Raw genomic sequence first — 17,765 nt, 5'->3', positions numbered from 1 at the left:
TCCCGCCTCGGGCTGACCGTTCCAGCACATTCAGGCCATATGAACTACTCTGGCGTTCCGCGCCTACGTGGCGTAACTTGCAGCACAGCGGATTGTTGTAGGAACGCGGTGGGTCGGCGGCGCCTGGGCGAGGCGTCCCATGTCCAGCCAGGCCACACGACCGGCGGATGTGACCTCCACGCGGTAGGTTCGGCGTCGGCCCCGCTCGACGCCAGGAAGAGGGCAGCCGTGTATCTGCCGATCACCACCCGCCAGTTGGCCGATGGCACCGTCGAGATCGCGCCGAGCGGAGAGATCGACTTGGACAACGCCCACGTGATGCGGGACGCCGTGAACGACGTCCTGACCAGCACCACGCCGGGCAAGATCTGCCTCGACCTGCAACGGGTGATGCTGATCGACAGCATCGGCATCGGCATCCTCGTCGCCTGTTTCCACACCGCCGCCGCCAGCGGCATCAAGCTGGTGGTCAGCCATCCCAGCCCGACGGTCTACCGCCAGCTGTGGGTCTCCGGGCTGGTCGGCCTCCTGGGCTGCGCCGAGCCGCCCCAGCAGCGGACCTCGGTGGGCCTGCGCCCGTCCTGACCGGGCGGCGTCATCACTCCCGGCGGGAGATGGTGATGTCAAAACCGTCGGGGGTACGCACCCGGAGCTGATCGCCGAAGTCGCGGCCGATGGCCACCTCGGCGACCGGGTAGCCGGCCCGGTGCAGCCGCCGCTCCAGCTGCTCCAGCGGCATGGCCGCGCCGAAGTGCAGGTCGACGCCCGTCGCCCCGTCGGCGGCCAGCACGAGCTGCACGGTGCCCAGCTGCAGCAGCACCCAGCCGGAATCCGCGCCGCCGTGGATCAGCTCGGCGCCGAGCAGCTCGTAGAAGGCGAGCGAGGCGCCCAGGTCGCTGACGTGGACGACCGGCCGCAGCTGGAGGCCCGGATCGGTGCGCACGACGGCCATGCTCTCCTCCTCGATCGGGTGACGCGCTGTTCAACGACCGATCCCGCCGGTGGGTCGCCCTCGGTCGTTTCGCCGTCGTCGTTTCGCCGTCAGTCGTTGGCCGTGCGCGTTCGGTCTCGGTGCCGGCGGCGTCTCGGCTGGGCCCGCTCGATCTCGGTGGGGCGTCTTGCTGTCAGTCGTTCGGCTGGGCCCGCTCGATCTCGGTGGGGCGTCTTGCTGTCAGTCGTTCAGCTGGGCCCGCTCGATCTCGGTGAAGGTGGCGTCGAGGAACGGCCGGGGCGGGCGCGGGCCGAGCAACTCGGCGGTCAGCAGCGCGGCGTGCCGGGCCAGCACGTCGGGTTTCGGCGGGGGCGTCTCGTCATCCTCGTCGATCACGCCCAGCGCGCCGGCCAGCAGCACCAGCAGCACGTGCGGATCGACCTCGGCCTGCCACCCGGCCGACCGGACGCTGCGCTCGAGCACGGCCCGCACGGCCTCGCCGTCGAGCCCGTCGGGATGGGTGTCTTCCAGCAGGACTCGCACGAGGGTGCCCAGCACGAGCCCGGTCTGCCCCGGGTCGAGCGCGGCGAGATCGCCGGCCGCGGCGGCCAGTGACTCCTCGTCGCGGCGCTGGGCCGCCTCGACGGCGACGGTGGCCGCGGCCGCGATCGGCCGGGCCGGGGACGGCAGATGCCGCCAGTTCTGTTCCATGGCCAGGACCCTAGCCATGCCCTCCGACAGAACCGGCAAATGTCGGGGGGTGCTGGCAGGCTGTCCCCCATGAGTTCTCCACTGCGTGATGCCATCGCCGCCCGGGTCGGCCGCGGCGAGTTCCCCGGCGTGGTCGCTCTGCTCGCCCGCGACGACGACGTCACCGTGCACACCGTGGGCGTGACCAGGTTCGGGGGCGACGTCCCGATGCGCCGCGACACCCCGTTCCGGATGACCTCGATGACCAAGCCGGTGCTGGCCGCCGCCGCGCTGCTGCTCGCCGAGGATGATCGGCTCGACCTCGAGGAGCCGGTGGCCAAGCTGCTGCCCGAGCTGGCCGGTCAGCGGGTGCTGCGGGCGCCCGACGCCGAGCTCGGCGACACGGTCGCGGCGGTGCGCCCGATCATCGTGGAAGACCTGCTCACCTTCACCATGGGGTATGGGCACATCGTCACCCCCGAGGGCATCGACCCGCCCTATCCGATCGTGCGCGCCGCCGAGGAGCTGGGGCTGGTGCTGGGCCGCCCCGAGCCGCGGACGCCGCACGGCCCCGACGAGTGGATCCGCCGGTTCGGCTCGCTCCCGCTGATCCGCCAGCCCGGCGAGACCTGGCTGTACAACGCCGGCACGCTCCTGCTCGGCGTGTTGCTCGCCCGGGCCGACGCCCGCCCGCTGCCCGAGATCCTGTATGACCGGGTGTTCGCGCCGCTGGGCATGAGCCAGACCGGGTTCTGGCTGCCGGCCGACCGGGCCGCCGAGTTGCCGGCGATGTATATGACCGACCCGGCCACCGGCAAGATGACCGAGCAGACCGATTCCGGCCCCGAGCTCTGGAGCCGGCCGCCGGTCTTCCCGTCCGGCTCGGCCGGGCTGGTCTCCATCGCCGATGACTATCTGGCCTTCGCCCGCATGCTGCTCAACGGCGGGGTGCACGGCGGCACCCGGGTGCTCTCGGCGCAGTCGGTGGCCGCGATGACCCGCAACCACCTGAGCCCGGCCCAGATCGCCGACGGCGGCTTCCTGCTGGGCGGCAGCGGCTGGGGCTACGGCCTGGCGGTCACGGTCGCCGACGACGAGGTCTCCCCGCCGGGGCGGTACGGCTGGTCCGGCGGCTACGGCACGACCTGGTTCAACGACCCCGGCGCGGGGCTGATCGCGATCGTGCTCAGCCAGGTCGGCGATCTGTTGTGGGGCGGCGCACTGCAGGAGTTCAACCGCTTGGCGTACGAGGAGTATGGAAGGTCCTGACCAATCCCTGGGGAGGGCGCGATGACCAGTCTCGACGCGGTGACGGCGTGGATCGAGAACTATCGCAAGGCGTGGGAGTCGAATGATCCGCGCGACATCGGCGATCTTTTCGCGGAGGACGCGGCGTATTTCCCGGAGCCGTTCGCGGAGCCGTGGCTGGGCCGGGACGCCATTGTCGACCACTGGGTGAAGATTGCCGACAAGCCCGGCACCACGACCTTCGAGTGGCATCCGCTGATCGTTACCGACGAGCTGGCGATCATCGAGGCCACCACGACGTATCCGAAGAGGACGTACAGCAATCTGTGGGTGCTCCGGCTGGACAATCTCGGCCAGGCCCGGCAATTCACCGAGTGGTGGATGCAGCACCCCAAGAAGTGATTATTCGGCGGCGGCCACCGGGAGCGTCAGGGTCGTGGCGGTGCAGTGGATGGTGTGCCGTTGCGGGCGGTGGAGGTGGCCCTCGCCCGGGGCGCCGGGCAGGCCCAGGTTGCGGGCGAAGCGTGGGAAGGCGCCGCCCGAGACCTGCAGCCGCTTCGGGCGGCGCGGCGAACTTCGGCCCCTCGGGGCCTGTGGTGGTGGCGGCGCCCGGCGCTTCGGGCGGCGCGGCGAACTTCGGCCCCTCGGAGTCTGTGGTGGTACCGGCGCCTGGGCCTTCGGGCGGCGCGGAGAGCTCGGGCCCGTCCGGGGAGAGGCGGCGCATGGCGTCGGTGAAGTTGAGGGAGCGGCCGCGGTCGTCGACGTCGCAGAGGCGGACGAAGACGTCGGCGTACGGCGGATCCACCGCGACCGCCAACGTCAGGGTGGGGCGGCCGGCCACGTCGACGGCGGTCGGGAGCGGGTCGGTGGTGAAGGTGACGACGTCGGGGCGGGCCTCCAGCGGGCCGTTGTCCCTGACGCCCATCGTGCCGGTGAGGGTGCGCCCGCCCAGCGCCGGCGTCGGGTCGGCCGGGTCGTAGACGAAGCTCACGGTCTCGTCGCCGGCGACCGGCCGATCGGGGGTCTGCAGGGTCAGGGTCCGGTCGGCGTGCGGGCGGAAGACGGCCGGAACCGTGTTCGGCGGCCAGGACGTGAGGTCGTGCCAGCGGGATTCACCCGTACGGTGGACTCGCACCGGATAGGCGCGAGCCGTCGACGGGGTGGCGGCCAGGTGCTGGTCGAGCCAGGCGAGCGTTTCCCGGGACACGATCCCGAGGCCGCGGGTGCCGACGTCGAGATGGGTCCACGGCCCGATGGTCAGGCCGACCTCGACCCCTCGCTCGTCGAGCGTCCGGTACTGCTCCAGGGTCTGGTCCAGGAACAGGTCCTGCCAGCCGCTGATCAGCAGCACCGGGGCGGTGACCTTGGCCAGGGCGGCGCCCGCTCGATAGGGCTCCCACCAGGGATCCTCCTCGAGCGGGTGGGACAGCCACTCCCGGTACCAGGGCGCCCGGCCGCGTAGCACCGGGTCGGCCGCCGCGGGCAGGGGCAGGCCTTCGAGGGCGGGGCGCAGCCGGCGCGGGGCCCGGGCCATCACGGCGGCGCGCCGCAGGTAGCCGCCGTCCTCCTGATGGGCGATCTGGTCGCTCCAGCCGAGGAAGTCGCCGAGCGTGAACGAACCGGTCCCGTAGACCGCGGCCCGGAAGTCGTGCGGGGCGACGAGCACGACGGCGGCGCGCAGTTCCGGTGGCGGGTCGATCAGGGCGCTCCACTGTGTCCAGCCCAAGTAGGAGCCGCCGAGGGTGGCCAGCCGGCCGTCGAACCAGGGCTGGTCGCGCAGCCAGGCGACGGTGTCCGGGCCGTCCTCCACCTCCTGGGCCATCGGGCGGAACGTGCCGCCCGAGCCGAAGGTGCCGCGCACGCTCTGGATCACCACGTGGTAGCCGCGGGCCGCGAAGATCCGGCCGTTGAGCAGCGAGAGAGGCAGACCGCGGCCGTACGGCGTACGCACCAGAATTGTTCCTCGCGGTGTGCCCGACGACGGGGCGTAATGGTCGCCCCGCAGGATCACTCCGTCGCGCATCGGCATGCGGACCGGCGCGATCGTGTAGTCGTTGCGGGCCGCGGGCAGGCGCAGCAGCCGGTTGAGGGCGGCATCGGTGACCATGCGTCGTCCGCCGAGCGTCGATTCGGTCATCGGCGTACACCCCCTGCTCTTGATCGATTGTCGGCAGCCGCGGAAAAGGTATTTGATCACGCCGGAATACGAATGTGAATGGCATTCGAGTGGTTCCGATGTGCGATTTTCCCGCCGGACGGGCAGACTGCCACGGTGGAGGTTCGGCAGACGCTCGGCGACCGCTACGAATTGCTCGACGAACTCGGCAGCGGCGGCATGGCAGTGGTGTGGCGCGCTCGCGACGAGGTGCTCGGGCGGCCGGTCGCGATCAAACTGCTCGCCGGGCGATATGCCGGCGATCCGCAGTCCCGTGCCCGCATCCGGGAGGAGGCGCGCGCGGCCGCCACGCTGTCCCATCCGAACATCGCCCAGGTGTACGACTACGGCGAGGCGGCCGACACGGGCACGCCGTACGTGGTGATGGAATTGATCAACGGGCCGACCCTCCAGGAGCGGATGAAGGCCGGCAAGCTGCCGCCGCGCACGGTCTTCCGGATCTGCGGCGAGGTGGCCGCGGCGCTGGCGGCCGCGCACGCGCACGGCCTGGTGCACCGCGACATCAAGATGGCCAACATCATGGTCACGCCGGCCGGCGCCAAGGTCGTCGACTTCGGGATCGCGGCCGCGGCCGGCCCGGCCTCGCCCGAGGAGATGCTGGTCGGCACCCCCGCCTACCTGGCCCCCGAGCGCCTGACCGGCGAGCTGATCGTCCCGGCGTCGGATGTCTACGCGCTAGGCGTGCTGCTCTACCGGCTGCTGGCGGGGGAGTCGCCCTGGTCGGTGGAGAGCACGACGCAGATGCTGCGTGCCCACGTGTACCAGGATCCGACGCCGCTGCCGGCCCGGCCCGGGGTGCCGCCCGCGGTGGCCGATCTGATCGACCGCTGCCTGCGCAAGGATCCCGATGCAAGGCCGAGCGCGACCGAGGTGTCGGCGGCGCTGGCGGATGCGGCCGAGGCCGCACATCCCGATTCGGTACGAGGTGAGGAGGGGCCGCTTCCGCGCATTCCCACACCGGCGGCCGGCGGAGCGGAGGGTCTCGACGCCGAGACGTCGGTGCGGGCGCAGCGGCCACGCTCGGAGTCGGCGGGTTCTGAAGGCCGATCGAGCACTGCCCCGCGAAGGGCGAACGGAACCACGGCAGCCGGCACCGGGCCGATCGGCGACGCAGAGCAGATCGGTGGCGCTGCGCCGGCTGGTGGCGCTGGGCCGGCTGGTGGCGCTGGGCCGGCTGGTGGCGCTGGGCCGGCTGGTGGCGCTGGGCCGGCTGGTGGCGCGGGGCCGGCTGGCGGCGCGGGGAAGGTCGGCGGCGTCGGGCCGTTCGCTGGTTCTGGGCAGGTCGGTGGCGCTGGGCCGTTCGCCGGTGGTGGGCTGTCGGCGGGGGCCGAAGGGGCGCGGAATCGACGTGCGATCGACGGCGCGTCGCATGGGCGTGCGCTCCCGTCGAACGAGCGCTTCGGCGGTGCCGCGGAGAGCCGGGCCGGGGTCTCGCGGGTCGGGAACCAGCGGGCCGGGTCGCTGGCCGAGACCCTGCTGGGGCCGGTCGGGTGGGACAGTCCGGCCAGGTGGGGGCAGGATGGGGGCGGGGCTCGTCGCGTACCGAAGAAGTGGGTTTTCGCGGAGCCGGGGCGGATGCTGCTCGGTGGGACCATCCTCGCGGTGGTGATCGCGGCGCTGGTCGGGCTGGCGTTGGGCGGGCCGTCCTTGGTGAACGGTTCGGCTCCGAACGCTGTGTCGACCCCCGCGGCGGCACCCAGCGTGAGTAACGGTTCGGGGCTGCCGACGGTGAGTAACGGCCCTGCGGTTACCCCGACCGCGGCTACCAGGACGCCGATGCGACCGCCGATCGCGGGGAGCGAGCCGTCCGCCTCGGTCAGCACGGGCGGCGTGCCCGCCGGAAACACCACCTCCGGCCGGGCGTCGGCGAGCCCGACGGGCGGCACCGCCGCGCCGGCCGGAAAGCGGCTCGACTCGCCGGGCGGCTATGCGTATGCGACCTGCGACCAGGGAAAGTCGAAGCTGGCCTCGTGGCAGGCGAACCCGGGCTACTCGGTGGAGAAGGCCGAGCCCGGCCCGGCTCTCACCACGTCGGTCGTCTTCCGGGGCACGCTCGATCGCTACCGGATGACGGTAACCTGCGTGGCGGGCACGCCGACCCCGGTCGTGCTGCCACTCTGAGGAGGACGCGCCGAGGACACGGTTCTCCGAGCCGACATCGCCCCGAGCGGCGGAGGCAGGAGCGGCGGGCCTGGGAGCGGCGCAGGCGGGAGCGCCAGGGAGTCAGACGGCGGCGGCGAGGAGGGCCTCGGCGACCTCCGTGCGGGTGTTGAGCAGCGAGCGCCCCTGACGGTGCGTCACCACGAGCCCGGCCGCTCGCAGCGTCGTCAGGTGCTGCGAGACGCCGCCGGGAGTGATGCCAGTGCGCCGAGCCAGCTCCGTTGTGGACAGCGGCGAGGCCAACTCGGCCAGCAGCCGGGCGCGCCCGCGACCCAGCAGCGCGGTGAGCGCGTCCGACTCGCGGGACGAACGCTCCCACAGGGTGGCTACGCCGCGGGCCGGATACGCCAGCTGCGGCACCTCGCCGGCGGTCACGGTGAGCACCGAGGGCCAGACGAAGACGGACGGGATCAGGATCAGGCCGGCGCCGGACGGCACGTCGGCCGCCGTGCACTGCGGCTGGTCGATGGTCAGCCGACCGGCCCGCCACGTCACGCTGGGGTGCAGGTCGTTCAGGATCGCGGCGCTGCCGTTCTCGGCCAGCCGCCGGGCCCGCCGCTGCACCTCGGCTTCGAGCAGGGCGCGCATCCGTGGCCAGTCCGGAGCGATGGCGACCGCCCAGTACGAAGTGATCTCGTCGGCCAGCCGGGCCAGGCCCGCGGCCGGATCGTCGTAGAGCGGCCCTTCCGCGCGGCCGGCCAGCGCGAGGTGGTGGCGCACGACCCGCGGTGGCGTGGCGCGCAGCCCGTCCAGTTCGCGGTCGAGATCGGCGTCGAGCCCGGCCGGCACCGGGGTGAGGAAGTCGGGCGTGTAGCCGCCGCTCGGCGCGACCAGCCGCCAGAGCAGGCCACCCTCGTCCACGCCCGCCCGCGCCCGCTCGGCCCAGCGCCGGTGCACCGCCGGCACCCCGGGATCGCGCAGAATGCGCAGGCCGGCCAGCACCTCCCACAGGCCCGAGACCGCGAACCGGATGCGCGTCGCGGCCGCCGCCGACAGCCCGATCGTGGCCATTCCGCCTCCGTGGTTTTAGCTGGCGCTGAAACTTTACGCGGCCGCGCCGCCATCGCGAAGACTGAGCTCGTGACCGACAAAGCCGCACTTCTCCGTTCCCTGCACGTCCCCGGCACGCCGCTGGTGCTCGCCAACGCCTGGGACGCCGCCAGCGCCCGCGTCGCCGAGGCGGCCGGCGCCCCGGTCGTCGCCACCACCAGCGCCGGCGTCGCCTGGAGTCTCGGCGCCCGGGACGGCGACGCCCTCGATCGCGACGCCGCCGTGGCGGCCGTGCGCCGCGTGGTGGCCGCCGTGTCCGTCCCGGTGAGCGCCGACATCGAAGCCGGCTTCGGCGGCGACCCGGCCGGGGTCGCCGAGACCATCCGGGCCGTGGCCGCGGCCGGCGCCGCCGGTGTCAATCTCGAGGACGGCCTCCGGCCGGTCGACGAGGCGGCGGCCCGGTTCGCCGCGGCCCGGGCGGCGGCGAACCGCGACGACCTGTTCATCAACGCGCGGATCGACACCTTCGTGCTCGGCAGCGGCGACTTCGCCGAGACCGTGGCCCGCGCCGAGGCCTACCTCGCGGCCGGCGCCGACGGTATCTTCGTCCCGGGCGCGATCGATCCGGAGGTGGTCGGCGCGCTGGTCGCGAAGATCCCGGCACCGGTGAACGTGCTGGTCTGGCCGGGCGCGCCGACCGTCGCCGAGCTCGCCGGCCTGGGCGTGGCCCGGGTCAGTCTCGGCTCCGGGGTGGCCGAGGCCGCGTACGCCGTGATGCGCCGGGCGACCCTGGAGGTGCTTGCCTCCGGCACGTACGGCCCGATCGAGAATGCCATCGCCTACGGCGAGCTGAACGGGCTGCTGGGGGCCTGAGGCCCCCAGCAGCGGGGATCATTCCGCGTAGCGGGTGGGCGGGAACGGATTGTCCGCGGTCAGCGGTGCCGTCTCGCCCTCCGCCTCCTGACGAGCCGTCACGCTCTCGATGTCCTGCTCGTCCTCGTCGAAATCGGGGTCGAACGGGACCGGGTCGTCGGTGGCGGCGGGCACGTCGTTCGGGTCGTAATCGGACACTCCGGCGTCGGCGCGCTCGGCCTCGGTGCGCCGGGCCAGCTCGTCGTCGTCGAGGTGGGCGGGCGTGCCGCCGTGGAACCTACGGTCGCGATGTCCTTCGGCCGCCTCGGTGGTGAAGTCTTCGTCAGCCATCGTCCAGATCTACCACGACGACGTCGATCACGCCCCGGTCGGAAAGTGTGAGGAGAGGAACGTCAGCAGGACCGCGTTGACCATTTCCGCCCTCTTGGCCAGGGCGGCGCGGCCACCCACAGTCGCGCCGCCCGGGCGAGATTCATCGTGGTATCCCTTCCGGGCCGAGTCAACGCCTAAGTTCCGATGACTTTCCGATAGTTTCAGCCGCGCCCGGCTGTTTCTTCTTGCCAAGATCCGATCTGGAAGATCAATTGGTCGCTGAAACTATCGAGGGCTGGACCGGCGGCTGTATACTCAGTATTATCCCCGGTATGAGTATCCGGCACGCCCTCCTGGCCCTGCTGGCCGAGGGCCCGAAGTACGGTCTGCAGTTGCGCGAGGAGTTCGAGTCGCGTACCGGCGAGGTCTGGCCGCTGAATGTCGGGCAGGTCTACACCACCCTCCAGCGCCTCGAACGCGACGGCCTGGTCGAGTCCGACGGCGCGGCCGAGGGCCCGCAGAAGAGCTTCCATCTCACCGAGGGCGGCGCGGGCGAGCTGGCCGAGTGGCTGCGCACCCCGCCCGACCTCTCCTCGCCGCCCAGGGATGAGCTGGTCATCAAGATCCTGGTTGCGGTCCGGCTGCCCGGCGTCGACGTGCACGAGGTCATCCAGGCCCACCGGCGCTTTCTGATCGAGCTGATGCAGCAGTGGACCAGGCTCAAGAACGACGAGGCCGACTTCGATCTGAGCCTCGCGCTGGTGGTCGACGCCGAGCTGTTCCGGCTCGACTCGGTGATCCGCTGGCTGGACGCGGCCGACGGCCGGATCCGCCGGGCGCCCGCCGATGCCCCGGCCGGCAAGCCTGCCGTCGCCCTGCGCCGCAAGATCGGGGTCCGGCGATGAGCGTCCTCGAGATGCGTGCGGTGTCCAAGGTGTACGGCGAAGGCGCCACCGAGGTCGTCGCCCTGCAGGAGGTCGACCTCGCCGTCGACCCCGGCCAGATGGTCGCGGTGATGGGCCCGAGCGGCTCCGGTAAGAGCTCGCTGCTCACCATCGCCGGCAGCCTCGAGGCGCCCACCTCCGGCGAGGTGCTGGTCGGCGGGGGCCGGCTTGCGGAGATGTCCCGCGACGAGCTGGCCCGGCTGCGCCGCCGCTCGGTCGGCTACGTCTTCCAGGATTTCAACCTGCTGCCCGGCCTGACCGCGGTGGAGAACGTGTCGCTCCCGCTCGAGCTGGACGGCCTCGCCGCTCGTCGCGCCCGGGCCGCCGGGGTGGCCGCGCTGGAGCGTCTCGGCCTGGCCGACCGGGCCGGTCACTTCCCCGACCAGCTTTCCGGCGGCGAGCGCCAGCGGGTCGCGATCGCCCGGGCGGTGGTGGGCGATCGCCGGCTGTTGCTGGCCGACGAGCCGACCGGCGCGCTCGACTCGGCGACCGGCGAGGCGGTGATGCGCCTGATCCGGCAGGCCTGCCAGCAGGGTGTGGCCGCGGTGGTGGTGACGCACGACGCGCAGTCGGCGTCCTGGGCCGACCGGGTGATCTTCCTGCGCGACGGCCGGGTCACCGACGGAACCTCTCCGCCGCCCGGTCCCGAGTCCCTTCTCGCGCCGGGCTCGGGGCGGTGACCATGGCGGCCCGGCGCGCGGTCGTGCGCTGGGCGTGGCGGATGTTCCGGCGCGAGTGGCGGCAGCAAGCGCTGGTGCTCGCTCTGCTCACGCTGGCGGTGACGGCGACCGTGTTCGGCCTGGGCGTGGCGGCGAACGCGCCCGCGTCGCCGGCCGCGATCTTCGGCAACGCCGACTACCGGGTCGGCCTGCCGGGTTCCACTCCGAACCTCGACGCCCTGCGGGCGTCCTATCCCACTGCCGAGATCATCGAGCATCGGAAGGTCACGGTCCGGGGGTTGGCAACGGCGCTTGACGTACGGGGGCAAGCGCCGGACGGCCCACTGGGAAAGCCCAAGTTGCGGCTGACCGATGGCCGTTACCCGTCGAGCCCGGGTGAGGTGGCGCTGACTCCACGCGTCGCCCGCCTGCTCGGCCTGCGCATCGGCAGCGTCTGGCAACCGGCCGGCCACTCCTGGACCGTGGTCGGCCTGGTGGAGAACCCGCTCGATCTGCTTGACACGTTCGCCCTGGTCCAGCCGGGCTCGCCGGGCTCGGCCGACCGGGTCGAGATCCTGGTCAAGGCCACCCGCGCCCAATTCGAGGCGGTACACCGCCCGGACGGCTCGGCCGTCGACTTCCGCGACGCCGGCGACGCCTCGGCCGGCGCCCAGGCCGTGCTGATCCTGGCTACCGTCGGCCTGCTCTTCGTGGGTCTGCTCGCCGCGGCCGGCTTCACCGTGCTCGCGCAGCACCGCCAGCGCGCGCTCGGCATGCTCGGCGCGGTCGGCGCCCGGCAGCGCCACTTGCGCCTGGTCACCCAGGCCAACGGTGCCCTGGTCGGGATGGTCGCCGCGACGGTCGGCGGTGTGCTCGGCCTCCTGGTCTGGTTCGCCGGCGCCACCCGGCTCGAGCGCCTGGTCGAGCACCGTATCGACCGGTTCGACGTGCCCTGGCCCGAGGTGGCGATCGCCCTGCTGCTGGCGTTCCTCACCGCGGTGCTGGCCGCCTGGTGGCCGGCCCGCGGCGTGGCCCGGGTGCCGATCGTGACGGCGCTCTCCGACCGGCCGCCGCGACCCCGGCCGGCGCACCGCTTCGCCCTGGCGGGCGTGGTGCTGACCGCCGCCGGCCTGGCCCTGCTGGTCGCCTCGAAACATACCCGCCCGCTGCTGATCATCACCGGCATCCTCGCCACCGCGGTCGGCATGTTGCTGCTCGCCCCGCTCGGGGTGGCGGCGCTCGCGGCGGCGGCCCGGATCTGCCCGGTCGGGCCCCGGCTCGCGCTGCGCGACCTGGCCCGTTATCGGGCCCGCTCGGGCGCCGCGCTCGCCGCGATCTCGCTGGGCACCGGTATCGCGGCGGCTGTGGTGATCGGCGCCGGCGCGGCCCAGGCCGCCGGCGAGGCACCGCCCATCGGCGGCAATCTGCCGCCCGACCAGCTCATCGTCTGGCTCTCGCCGGAGCGGATCTCCGGGCCGGTGCCCACCCTGTCGGCCGAGGACCTGCGGAACACCCAGGCCGGCGTCCAGTCGGTCGCCGACGGGCTGCCCGCGAGCTGGACGCTGCCGCTGGTCGGGGCGCTCGACCCGAAGGCCCAGCCGATGGGCGGTGCGAGCGGGGTCAACGGCAGGCCGGTCGCGGTGCTGGGCATCCCGGAGCCGAGCGCTGGCCACACGAGTTACCGCGGGGACACGATGATTCCGCTGCTGGTCGCCACGCCGGCCCTGCTCCAGCGGTACGGCATCGACCCGGCCAGCGTCGACCCCTCGGCCGACGTGCTCACCGCGCGGACCGACCTGTCCCGCTACGACTTGCTGACCGGCGCCGAGCGGCCGCACAAGTGGCAGCCGGTCATCCAGCGGGTCACGCTGCCGGTATACACCTCCGAGCCGATCGTGCTGCTGACCGACCGCGGGATGCGGAGTCTCGGGCTCACCCGGACGGCCGTCGGGTGGCTGGTGCAGGCGCCGGCCGCGCTGACCCCCGACCAGGTGGACAAGGCGACCACCACCGCGATCGCCGCCGGCCTGAGCGTGGAGACCCGCCCGGTGCTGGCCGACATGGCTCGGGTACGGGCGATCGCGACCGGGATCGGGGTGGCGGTGGCGCTCGGTGTCCTGGCCATGACGGTGGGCCTGATCCGCGGCGAGGGTGCCGGCGATCTGCGGACGCTCACCGCGAACGGCGCCGGCGGCGGCACCCGCCGGATCCTGGCCGCCGCGACGGCGGCGGCGCTCGGCGGCCTCGGCGCGCTGCTCGGCGTCGCGGGCGCCTACGCGGCCCAGATCGCCTGGCACCTCCACCAACTGCACTGGCTCGGCCAGGTTCCGCTGGCGAACCTGGTCGGCCTGGTCATCGGGCTGCCGCTGGTCGCGGCCCTGGGCGGCGGGCTGCTCGGCGGGCGGGCACCGTCGGCGATCGCCCGTACGCCGCTCTAACGGGGGACCCGGAGCCGCCGGGCGACGACCGGGATGATGATCGCGCCGGCGATCAGGTGGGCGGCGGCGAGCACAATCTTGGTGGCGGTCGCGGTGTCCGCCGCCAGGATCGGCGCCGCGAGCGAGAGCACGAGCAGCGGCAGCGTCGTACGCAGGTAGACCCGCCGCGGGTCGCGGGCGAACCGGGCGATCAGCACGAGCACGAAGGTGAACCAGAACGTCACGACCATCGTCCCCATCGCGAACATCCCGACGGTGATCGCCGTCGCGTGCTCCGAGCCCAGGCCGGCGGCCCGCATCGGCACGCCGGCGGCGCGCCAGATCAGCCCCCACACCTCGACGACCACGCCGGCGGCCAGCGCGGCGAGGTAGTTGACCAGCCAGACGGGGCGGCGCGCCAGCAGCGGCGGGGCCGCGATCGCAGTGGACATGAGGTTCCTCCCGGATACTCGGATCGTGTCTTCCGTACGGGACGACGAAGCCGGCCCGGGGTCCTCGACATCGCCATGTCGAGCGGGCCGGTGGCGGCTTCGTCTCTCTCGTGAGAGCACGTCGACCGAGAGGAACCCACGGTGAAATACCTTCTGATGATCTACGGCAACCAGGAGAAGTGGTCGTCCATCAAGCCCGAGGACTGGCCGAGCGAGATCGCCAAGCAGGACGCCTACAACAGGAAGTACGCCGCGACCGGCGAGCTGCTCGCCGCGTACGGGCTGGCCGACGCCGTCGCCGCGAAGCAGGTCACCCGCAAGGACGGCGCCCCGGTGGTCAGCGACGGACCGTACCTGGAGACCAAGGAGTACATGGCCTCGTTCTGCTTCATCGACGTCGAGAGCGAGGAGCGGGCGTACGAGCTCGCCGCCGAGATGCCGTGGGCGGACATCAACCCGACCGAGGTCTGGCCGGTCCTGCACGAGTTCGCGCCCGACATGTGAGCACGCCACCGATCGAGGACCTGCTGCGCGAGCTGGCGCCGCAGGTCCTCGGCGCGCTCACCCGCCGCTACGGCCGGTTCGACGCGTGCGAGGACGCCACCCAGGAGGCGCTGCTGCGGGCCGCCCGCCGCTGGCCGGCCGACGGGATTCCGGACAACCCGCGCGGCTGGCTGGTGACGGTCGCCTCGCGGGTGCTGATCGACCAGCTACGCCAGGAGGACTCGCGCCGGCTGCGCGAGGAGGCGGTCTTCGCCGCGACGCCGCAGTCCGAGCTGCTGGCCGGCCCGGCCGACGGCGGCGCCGACGCGGACCGCGACGATTCGCTCGAGATGCTGTTCCTGTGCTGCCACCCGGCGCTGTCGGTGCCCAGCCAGATCGCGCTCACGCTGCGGGCCGTGGGCGGCCTGACCACGGCGCAGATCGCGGCGGCCTTCCTGGTGCCCGAGGCCACCATGGCGCAGCGGATCAGCCGGGCGAAGGCGACCATCAAGGCCGGCGGCCTCGGGTTCGGCCTGCCACCCGGCGAGGCCGGTGAGCGGCTGCGCGCGGTCCAGCACGTCCTCTACCTGATCTTCAACGAGGGCTACACCGCCTCCTCGGGCGAGCAGCTGACCGGCCCGAGCCTGTCCGGCGAGGCGATCCGGCTGGCCCGCCTGCTGTGCCGGCTGGTGCCCGAGGACGCCGAGACCTCTGGCCTGCTGGCCCTGATGCTGCTCACCGAGGCGCGACGCCCGGCCCGCACCGGGCCGGACGGGGCACTGGTGCCGCTGGCCGAGCAGGACCGCGCCCGCTGGACGCCGTCCCTGATCGCCGAGGGCATCGCCCTGGTCTCCGCGGCGCTGCCCCGCGGCGACGTCGGCCCCTACCAGCTGCAGGCGGCGATCGCGGCCGTGCACGACGAGGCGTCCACCATGGACGAGACCGACTGGCCGCAGATCCTCGGCCTGTACGAGGTGCTGGAGAGCGTCGCGCCGAACCCGATGACGACGCTGAACCGGGCCGTGGCCACTGCGATGGTGCACGGTCCCGAGGCCGGCCTTGCCCTGGTCGCCGTCCTGAAGGCGGACGGCCGGATGGCCCGCCACCACCGGCTCCTGGCGACCCGGGCGCACCTTCGCCAGCTGGCCGGCGACCGGGCCGGCGCCGCCGCCGACTACCGCGAGGCCGCCCGGCGCACCGCCAGCCTCCCCGAGCGGCGATACCTGACCGGCCGCGCGGATGCGCTGGATTAGACCGTGTCGAGCCAGAGCACGATGCCGGTCAGGTTGTGCAGCACGGCCGCCACCCCGGCGCGGATGGCGGCACCGCACCGCTCGGCGGTGAACGTGCCCGGGTCGTACGTGGACGAGGCCCCGAGCCCCTCGCCGCGGAACGACGCGCCGGACCAGTCGGCGGCGGTGAGGTTCGCGGTCGGCTCGGCGACCTCCGCGCCCACCACCAGGAACTGCTGCCCGAGGTGGCCCGTGGTCCGACTGATGTTCACCCGTGCCGTGCAGCGTGCTGTCGCATGTGTCGCCCGATCCGCTCCGCGGTTCTGCTCGCCGCCCTTCTCGGCGCCTTGTTGTTCGGCGCCGCACCGGCCGCCGCGCACGGTTTCAGCTCGACTGTCTACGTGGACGTGGCCAAGGGCGAGGGCGGCCAGGTGCGTACGAAATTAGGTTTGGAATACGACCTGTTCGTCGTCTCGACGGCCGACGCCGAGAAGGACGATCCGCTGTTCCGGGCCGGGACTGCGGCCTTCGACGACCGGGACGACGGGGCGATGGCCGCCGCGGTCAGGTGCCGGCCTTGGCCTGCAAATGGTTCCACCAGAGCCGGCCCAGGTGGCCCGCCGCGACGCCGATCACCCGGTCGGCGATCGGGACCGGGTTCCGGGCCACCACGTCGCGGATCAGGGTGGCCTGGGCGGCCTTCTGCTCGATCGCGACCCGGCTGGTGGTCGACGTGTCGTGCAGGCGGAACGCGGCGAGGCTGTCGACCTGTCCGATGAGGTCGCCGTGGTCCAGCAGGCGTACCCACATATCCAGGTCCATCAGCAGCGGCTGGTCGGCGGAGAAGCCGCCGGCCGCGTCGAACGCCTCGCGCCGGAACAGCACCGAGCCGGGCTCGCCGATCGGGTTGCCGCCGTGCCGGACGATCGCCCGGGCCACCTGCTCGCGGGTGTGCCGGCCGAGCAGCCCGCGCAGGCAGCCGGCGGCGCTGACCGTGGCGCCGTCGACGTCGATCAGGTCGCGGCGGCAGGCCACCAGCGCCGCCGACCGCCGGACCCGCATCGCCGCGACCTGGGTCTCCAGGCAGCGTGGGTAGATCACGTCGTCCGCGCACAGCAGCTTGACCAGCGGCGAGCGGCTCAGCTCGACGGCCCGGTTCCAGTTCTTGGTCATCGGCAGGACGGTCTCGTTGCGCTCCAGCCGGATCCGCGGGTCGGCCAGGCCGCCGATGATCGCGGCGGTGTCGTCGGTGACGCCGTTCTCCAGAACCACCAGCTCGAAGTCGCCGAAGGTCTGGGCGAGCACGCTCTCCACCGTGCTGCGGATGAAGCGCTCCGCCCTGTACGCCGGCACGACGACGCAAACCGGTGCAACCACACCAAAAAGGCTATACGTCCGGCCGTGACGGCGGCGCCGGATCGGACACGATCCAGGCCACGCACCCCCGCGGCACGGCCTGGATCGTATACGATCGGATCGTATACGATGTCTTCGAGCCCGTCCAGAGGAGTCGTCGCATGGCCCCACCACGCGTGCCGGCGGGTGACCTCTCCAAGCACGAGGCCGCGTATCGCACGCTGCGGCAACGCATCCTCGAAGGGCGGTACGGGCCGGGCTACCGGCTGGTGCTCTCCGGCCTCGCCCGCGATCTGGAGGTCAGCCCCGTCCCGATCCGGGAGGCCATCCGCCGGCTCGAGGCCGAGGGGCTGGTCACCTTCGAGCGCAATGTCGGCGCCCGCGTGGCCACCCTCACCGACGACGCCTGGGAGGAACTCGTCGAGATGCTCGCGCTGCTCGACGGGTATGCGGTGCGCCAGGCCCAGCCGATGCTGACGCCGGAGATCCTCGCCGAGGCCGAGCAGATCAACGCGGCGCTGCGTCGCCAGCTGACCGGCGGCATCGACAACGAGGCGGTCATGGCGCTGCACCGCCGTTTCCACCGGCTCATCTATTCGCGCGCCGCCAACACGTACCTCGTCGACGCCTTGGACCAGGTCTGGGACCGGATCGACGCGTCCCGCGTGCTGGTCTCGCTCTACCCGGCGAAACGGCTGGCCAGCGCCGTCGATGAACACGACGAGTTGCTGCAGCGGCTCCGCCAGGAGCGGGTGAACCCGTCCGACCTCGAGCAGTTCGCCCGCTGGCACAACCTCAACGCGGCGGTCACCATCCGCAACGCCCGCGGCCGCTGATCGGCG

19 protein-coding genes are annotated in these 17,765 nt (G+C 72.9%); 11 read left to right on the top strand and 8 right to left on the bottom strand.

What is annotated here, in order from left to right; genetic code table 11:
- Positions 1-228 precede the first annotated feature (228 nt).
- Positions 229-585, top strand: a complete 357-nt coding sequence (locus IH26_RS0112610) for an STAS domain-containing protein (RefSeq protein WP_051808009.1) — start codon at positions 229-231, stop codon at positions 583-585.
- Positions 586-598: 13 nt separating this feature from the next.
- On the opposite strand, the gene IH26_RS0112605 is transcribed toward IH26_RS0112610, so the two are convergent.
- Together IH26_RS0112605 and IH26_RS0112600 are read right to left on the bottom strand one after the other, a co-directional pair.
- A complete protein-coding gene (locus tag IH26_RS0112605; protein ID WP_030436351.1) occupies positions 599-952 on the bottom strand; it encodes a VOC family protein in 354 nt (117 codons plus the stop codon).
- 219 nt (positions 953-1,171) lie between these two features.
- Positions 1,172-1,642: a hypothetical protein gene (locus tag IH26_RS0112600; protein ID WP_030436350.1), complete on the bottom strand. Its 471-nt coding sequence runs from the start codon at positions 1,640-1,642 to the stop codon at positions 1,172-1,174.
- Between the two features lie 69 nt (positions 1,643-1,711).
- Between IH26_RS0112600 and IH26_RS0112595 the strand changes: the two genes are divergently transcribed.
- Positions 1,712-2,890, top strand: a complete 1,179-nt coding sequence (locus IH26_RS0112595; RefSeq protein ID WP_030436349.1) for a serine hydrolase domain-containing protein — start codon at positions 1,712-1,714, stop codon at positions 2,888-2,890.
- Positions 2,891-2,911: 21 nt separating this feature from the next.
- On the top strand, positions 2,912-3,271 hold the full coding sequence (locus IH26_RS0112590; protein WP_030436348.1) for a nuclear transport factor 2 family protein: 360 nt from the start codon (positions 2,912-2,914) through the stop codon (positions 3,269-3,271).
- Here IH26_RS0112590 and IH26_RS0112585 read toward each other — a convergent pair.
- The gene (locus IH26_RS0112585; RefSeq protein WP_245665131.1) at positions 3,237-5,006 is read right to left on the bottom strand and encodes a CocE/NonD family hydrolase; all 1,770 of its coding nucleotides are present in this window, start codon (positions 5,004-5,006) and stop codon (positions 3,237-3,239) included. The two genes, IH26_RS0112590 and IH26_RS0112585, sit on opposite strands and share 35 nt — an antisense overlap.
- Before the next feature lie 135 nt (positions 5,007-5,141).
- On the opposite strand from IH26_RS0112585, the gene IH26_RS57870 reads away from it, so the two are divergent.
- Positions 5,142-7,166 carry a serine/threonine-protein kinase gene (locus IH26_RS57870; RefSeq protein ID WP_157437162.1) on the top strand — a complete coding sequence of 675 codons (2,025 nt, stop codon included), beginning with the start codon at positions 5,142-5,144 and terminating at the stop codon, positions 7,164-7,166.
- Between the two features lie 102 nt (positions 7,167-7,268).
- Here the strand turns inward: IH26_RS57870 and IH26_RS0112575 are convergent, their stop codons facing one another.
- Complete coding sequence (locus IH26_RS0112575) at positions 7,269-8,216, bottom strand: ArsR/SmtB family transcription factor (RefSeq protein WP_030436345.1); 948 nt, start codon at positions 8,214-8,216, stop codon at positions 7,269-7,271.
- Between the two features lie 69 nt (positions 8,217-8,285).
- Here IH26_RS0112575 and IH26_RS0112570 point away from each other — a divergent pair, with 69 nt between their 5' ends.
- The gene (locus IH26_RS0112570; protein WP_034214791.1) at positions 8,286-9,068 is read left to right on the top strand and encodes an isocitrate lyase/PEP mutase family protein; all 783 of its coding nucleotides are present in this window, start codon (positions 8,286-8,288) and stop codon (positions 9,066-9,068) included.
- 18 nt (positions 9,069-9,086) lie between these two features.
- Here IH26_RS0112570 and IH26_RS0112565 read toward each other — a convergent pair whose 3' ends face one another.
- The gene (locus tag IH26_RS0112565; protein ID WP_030436343.1) at positions 9,087-9,398 is read right to left on the bottom strand and encodes a hypothetical protein; all 312 of its coding nucleotides are present in this window, start codon (positions 9,396-9,398) and stop codon (positions 9,087-9,089) included.
- A 314-nt stretch (positions 9,399-9,712) separates the two neighbouring features.
- On the opposite strand from IH26_RS0112565, the gene IH26_RS0112560 reads away from it, so the two are divergent.
- From IH26_RS0112560 to IH26_RS0112550, 3 genes are read left to right on the top strand one after another with little or no spacing between them, the layout of a single operon-like run.
- Complete coding sequence (locus tag IH26_RS0112560) at positions 9,713-10,285, top strand: PadR family transcriptional regulator (RefSeq protein WP_030436342.1); 573 nt, start codon at positions 9,713-9,715, stop codon at positions 10,283-10,285.
- Positions 10,282-11,004, top strand: a complete 723-nt coding sequence (locus IH26_RS0112555) for an ABC transporter ATP-binding protein (protein WP_030436341.1) — start codon at positions 10,282-10,284, stop codon at positions 11,002-11,004. The genes IH26_RS0112560 and IH26_RS0112555 overlap by 4 nt, the downstream gene beginning before the upstream one ends.
- Before the next feature lie 2 nt (positions 11,005-11,006).
- Positions 11,007-13,421, top strand: coding sequence for an FtsX-like permease family protein (locus tag IH26_RS0112550; protein WP_034214787.1), 2,415 nt, complete (start codon positions 11,007-11,009; stop codon positions 13,419-13,421).
- Here IH26_RS0112550 and IH26_RS0112545 read toward each other — a convergent pair.
- Positions 13,418-13,852, bottom strand: coding sequence for a DUF6069 family protein (locus IH26_RS0112545; RefSeq protein WP_030436339.1), 435 nt, complete (start codon positions 13,850-13,852; stop codon positions 13,418-13,420). The two genes, IH26_RS0112550 and IH26_RS0112545, sit on opposite strands and share 4 nt — an antisense overlap.
- A 141-nt stretch (positions 13,853-13,993) precedes the next feature.
- Here IH26_RS0112545 and IH26_RS0112540 point away from each other — a divergent pair, with 141 nt between their 5' ends.
- Positions 13,994-14,356 carry a YciI family protein gene (locus IH26_RS0112540; protein ID WP_030436338.1) on the top strand — a complete coding sequence of 121 codons (363 nt, stop codon included), beginning with the start codon at positions 13,994-13,996 and terminating at the stop codon, positions 14,354-14,356.
- The gene (locus IH26_RS0112535; protein WP_030436337.1) at positions 14,353-15,588 is read left to right on the top strand and encodes an RNA polymerase sigma factor; all 1,236 of its coding nucleotides are present in this window, start codon (positions 14,353-14,355) and stop codon (positions 15,586-15,588) included. Before IH26_RS0112540 ends, IH26_RS0112535 begins: the two co-directional genes overlap by 4 nt.
- Here IH26_RS0112535 and IH26_RS0112530 read toward each other — a convergent pair.
- Together IH26_RS0112530 and IH26_RS0112525 are read right to left on the bottom strand one after the other, a co-directional pair.
- Positions 15,585-15,839 carry a hypothetical protein gene (locus IH26_RS0112530; RefSeq protein ID WP_030436336.1) on the bottom strand — a complete coding sequence of 85 codons (255 nt, stop codon included), beginning with the start codon at positions 15,837-15,839 and terminating at the stop codon, positions 15,585-15,587. The two genes, IH26_RS0112535 and IH26_RS0112530, sit on opposite strands and share 4 nt — an antisense overlap.
- Positions 15,840-16,131: 292 nt before the next feature.
- Positions 16,132-16,944 (bottom strand): glycosyltransferase, encoded by an 813-nt coding sequence (locus tag IH26_RS0112525; RefSeq protein ID WP_169789745.1) that lies wholly within the window; start codon positions 16,942-16,944, stop codon positions 16,132-16,134.
- 140 nt (positions 16,945-17,084) lie between these two features.
- Here IH26_RS0112525 and IH26_RS0112520 point away from each other — a divergent pair, with 140 nt between their 5' ends.
- Positions 17,085-17,759 (top strand): GntR family transcriptional regulator, encoded by a 675-nt coding sequence (locus tag IH26_RS0112520; RefSeq protein ID WP_030436334.1) that lies wholly within the window; start codon positions 17,085-17,087, stop codon positions 17,757-17,759.
- Positions 17,760-17,765: the final 6 nt, after the last annotated feature.

The organism is Actinoplanes subtropicus, from assembly GCF_000721705.1.
GTDB classification, from domain to species: domain Bacteria; phylum Actinomycetota; class Actinomycetes; order Mycobacteriales; family Micromonosporaceae; genus Actinoplanes; species Actinoplanes subtropicus.
Note: the sequence above shows the minus strand (reverse complement) of the source record. Positions and strands in the feature narration are given on the sequence as shown.

What these genes read in the sequence shown, in the direction of transcription:
- IH26_RS0112560 (WP_030436342.1), top strand. Translation starts at nt 9,713, where the DNA reads ATGAGTATCCGGCACGCCCTCCTGGCCCTGCTGGCCGAGGGCCCGAAG.
- IH26_RS0112605 (WP_030436351.1), bottom strand. Translation starts at nt 952, where the DNA reads ATGGCCGTCGTGCGCACCGATCCGGGCCTCCAGCTGCGGCCGGTCGTC.
- IH26_RS0112595 (WP_030436349.1), top strand. Translation starts at nt 1,712, where the DNA reads ATGAGTTCTCCACTGCGTGATGCCATCGCCGCCCGGGTCGGCCGCGGC.
- IH26_RS0112575 (WP_030436345.1), bottom strand. Translation starts at nt 8,216, where the DNA reads ATGGCCACGATCGGGCTGTCGGCGGCGGCCGCGACGCGCATCCGGTTC.
- IH26_RS0112565 (WP_030436343.1), bottom strand. Translation starts at nt 9,398, where the DNA reads ATGGCTGACGAAGACTTCACCACCGAGGCGGCCGAAGGACATCGCGAC.
- IH26_RS0112590 (WP_030436348.1), top strand. Translation starts at nt 2,912, where the DNA reads ATGACCAGTCTCGACGCGGTGACGGCGTGGATCGAGAACTATCGCAAG.
- IH26_RS0112555 (WP_030436341.1), top strand. Translation starts at nt 10,282, where the DNA reads ATGAGCGTCCTCGAGATGCGTGCGGTGTCCAAGGTGTACGGCGAAGGC.
- IH26_RS0112550 (WP_034214787.1), top strand. Translation starts at nt 11,007, where the DNA reads ATGGCGGCCCGGCGCGCGGTCGTGCGCTGGGCGTGGCGGATGTTCCGG.
- IH26_RS0112600 (WP_030436350.1), bottom strand. Translation starts at nt 1,642, where the DNA reads ATGGAACAGAACTGGCGGCATCTGCCGTCCCCGGCCCGGCCGATCGCG.
- IH26_RS0112520 (WP_030436334.1), top strand. Translation starts at nt 17,085, where the DNA reads ATGGCCCCACCACGCGTGCCGGCGGGTGACCTCTCCAAGCACGAGGCC.
- IH26_RS0112545 (WP_030436339.1), bottom strand. Translation starts at nt 13,852, where the DNA reads ATGTCCACTGCGATCGCGGCCCCGCCGCTGCTGGCGCGCCGCCCCGTC.
- IH26_RS0112585 (WP_245665131.1), bottom strand. Translation starts at nt 5,006, where the DNA reads ATGACCGAATCGACGCTCGGCGGACGACGCATGGTCACCGATGCCGCC.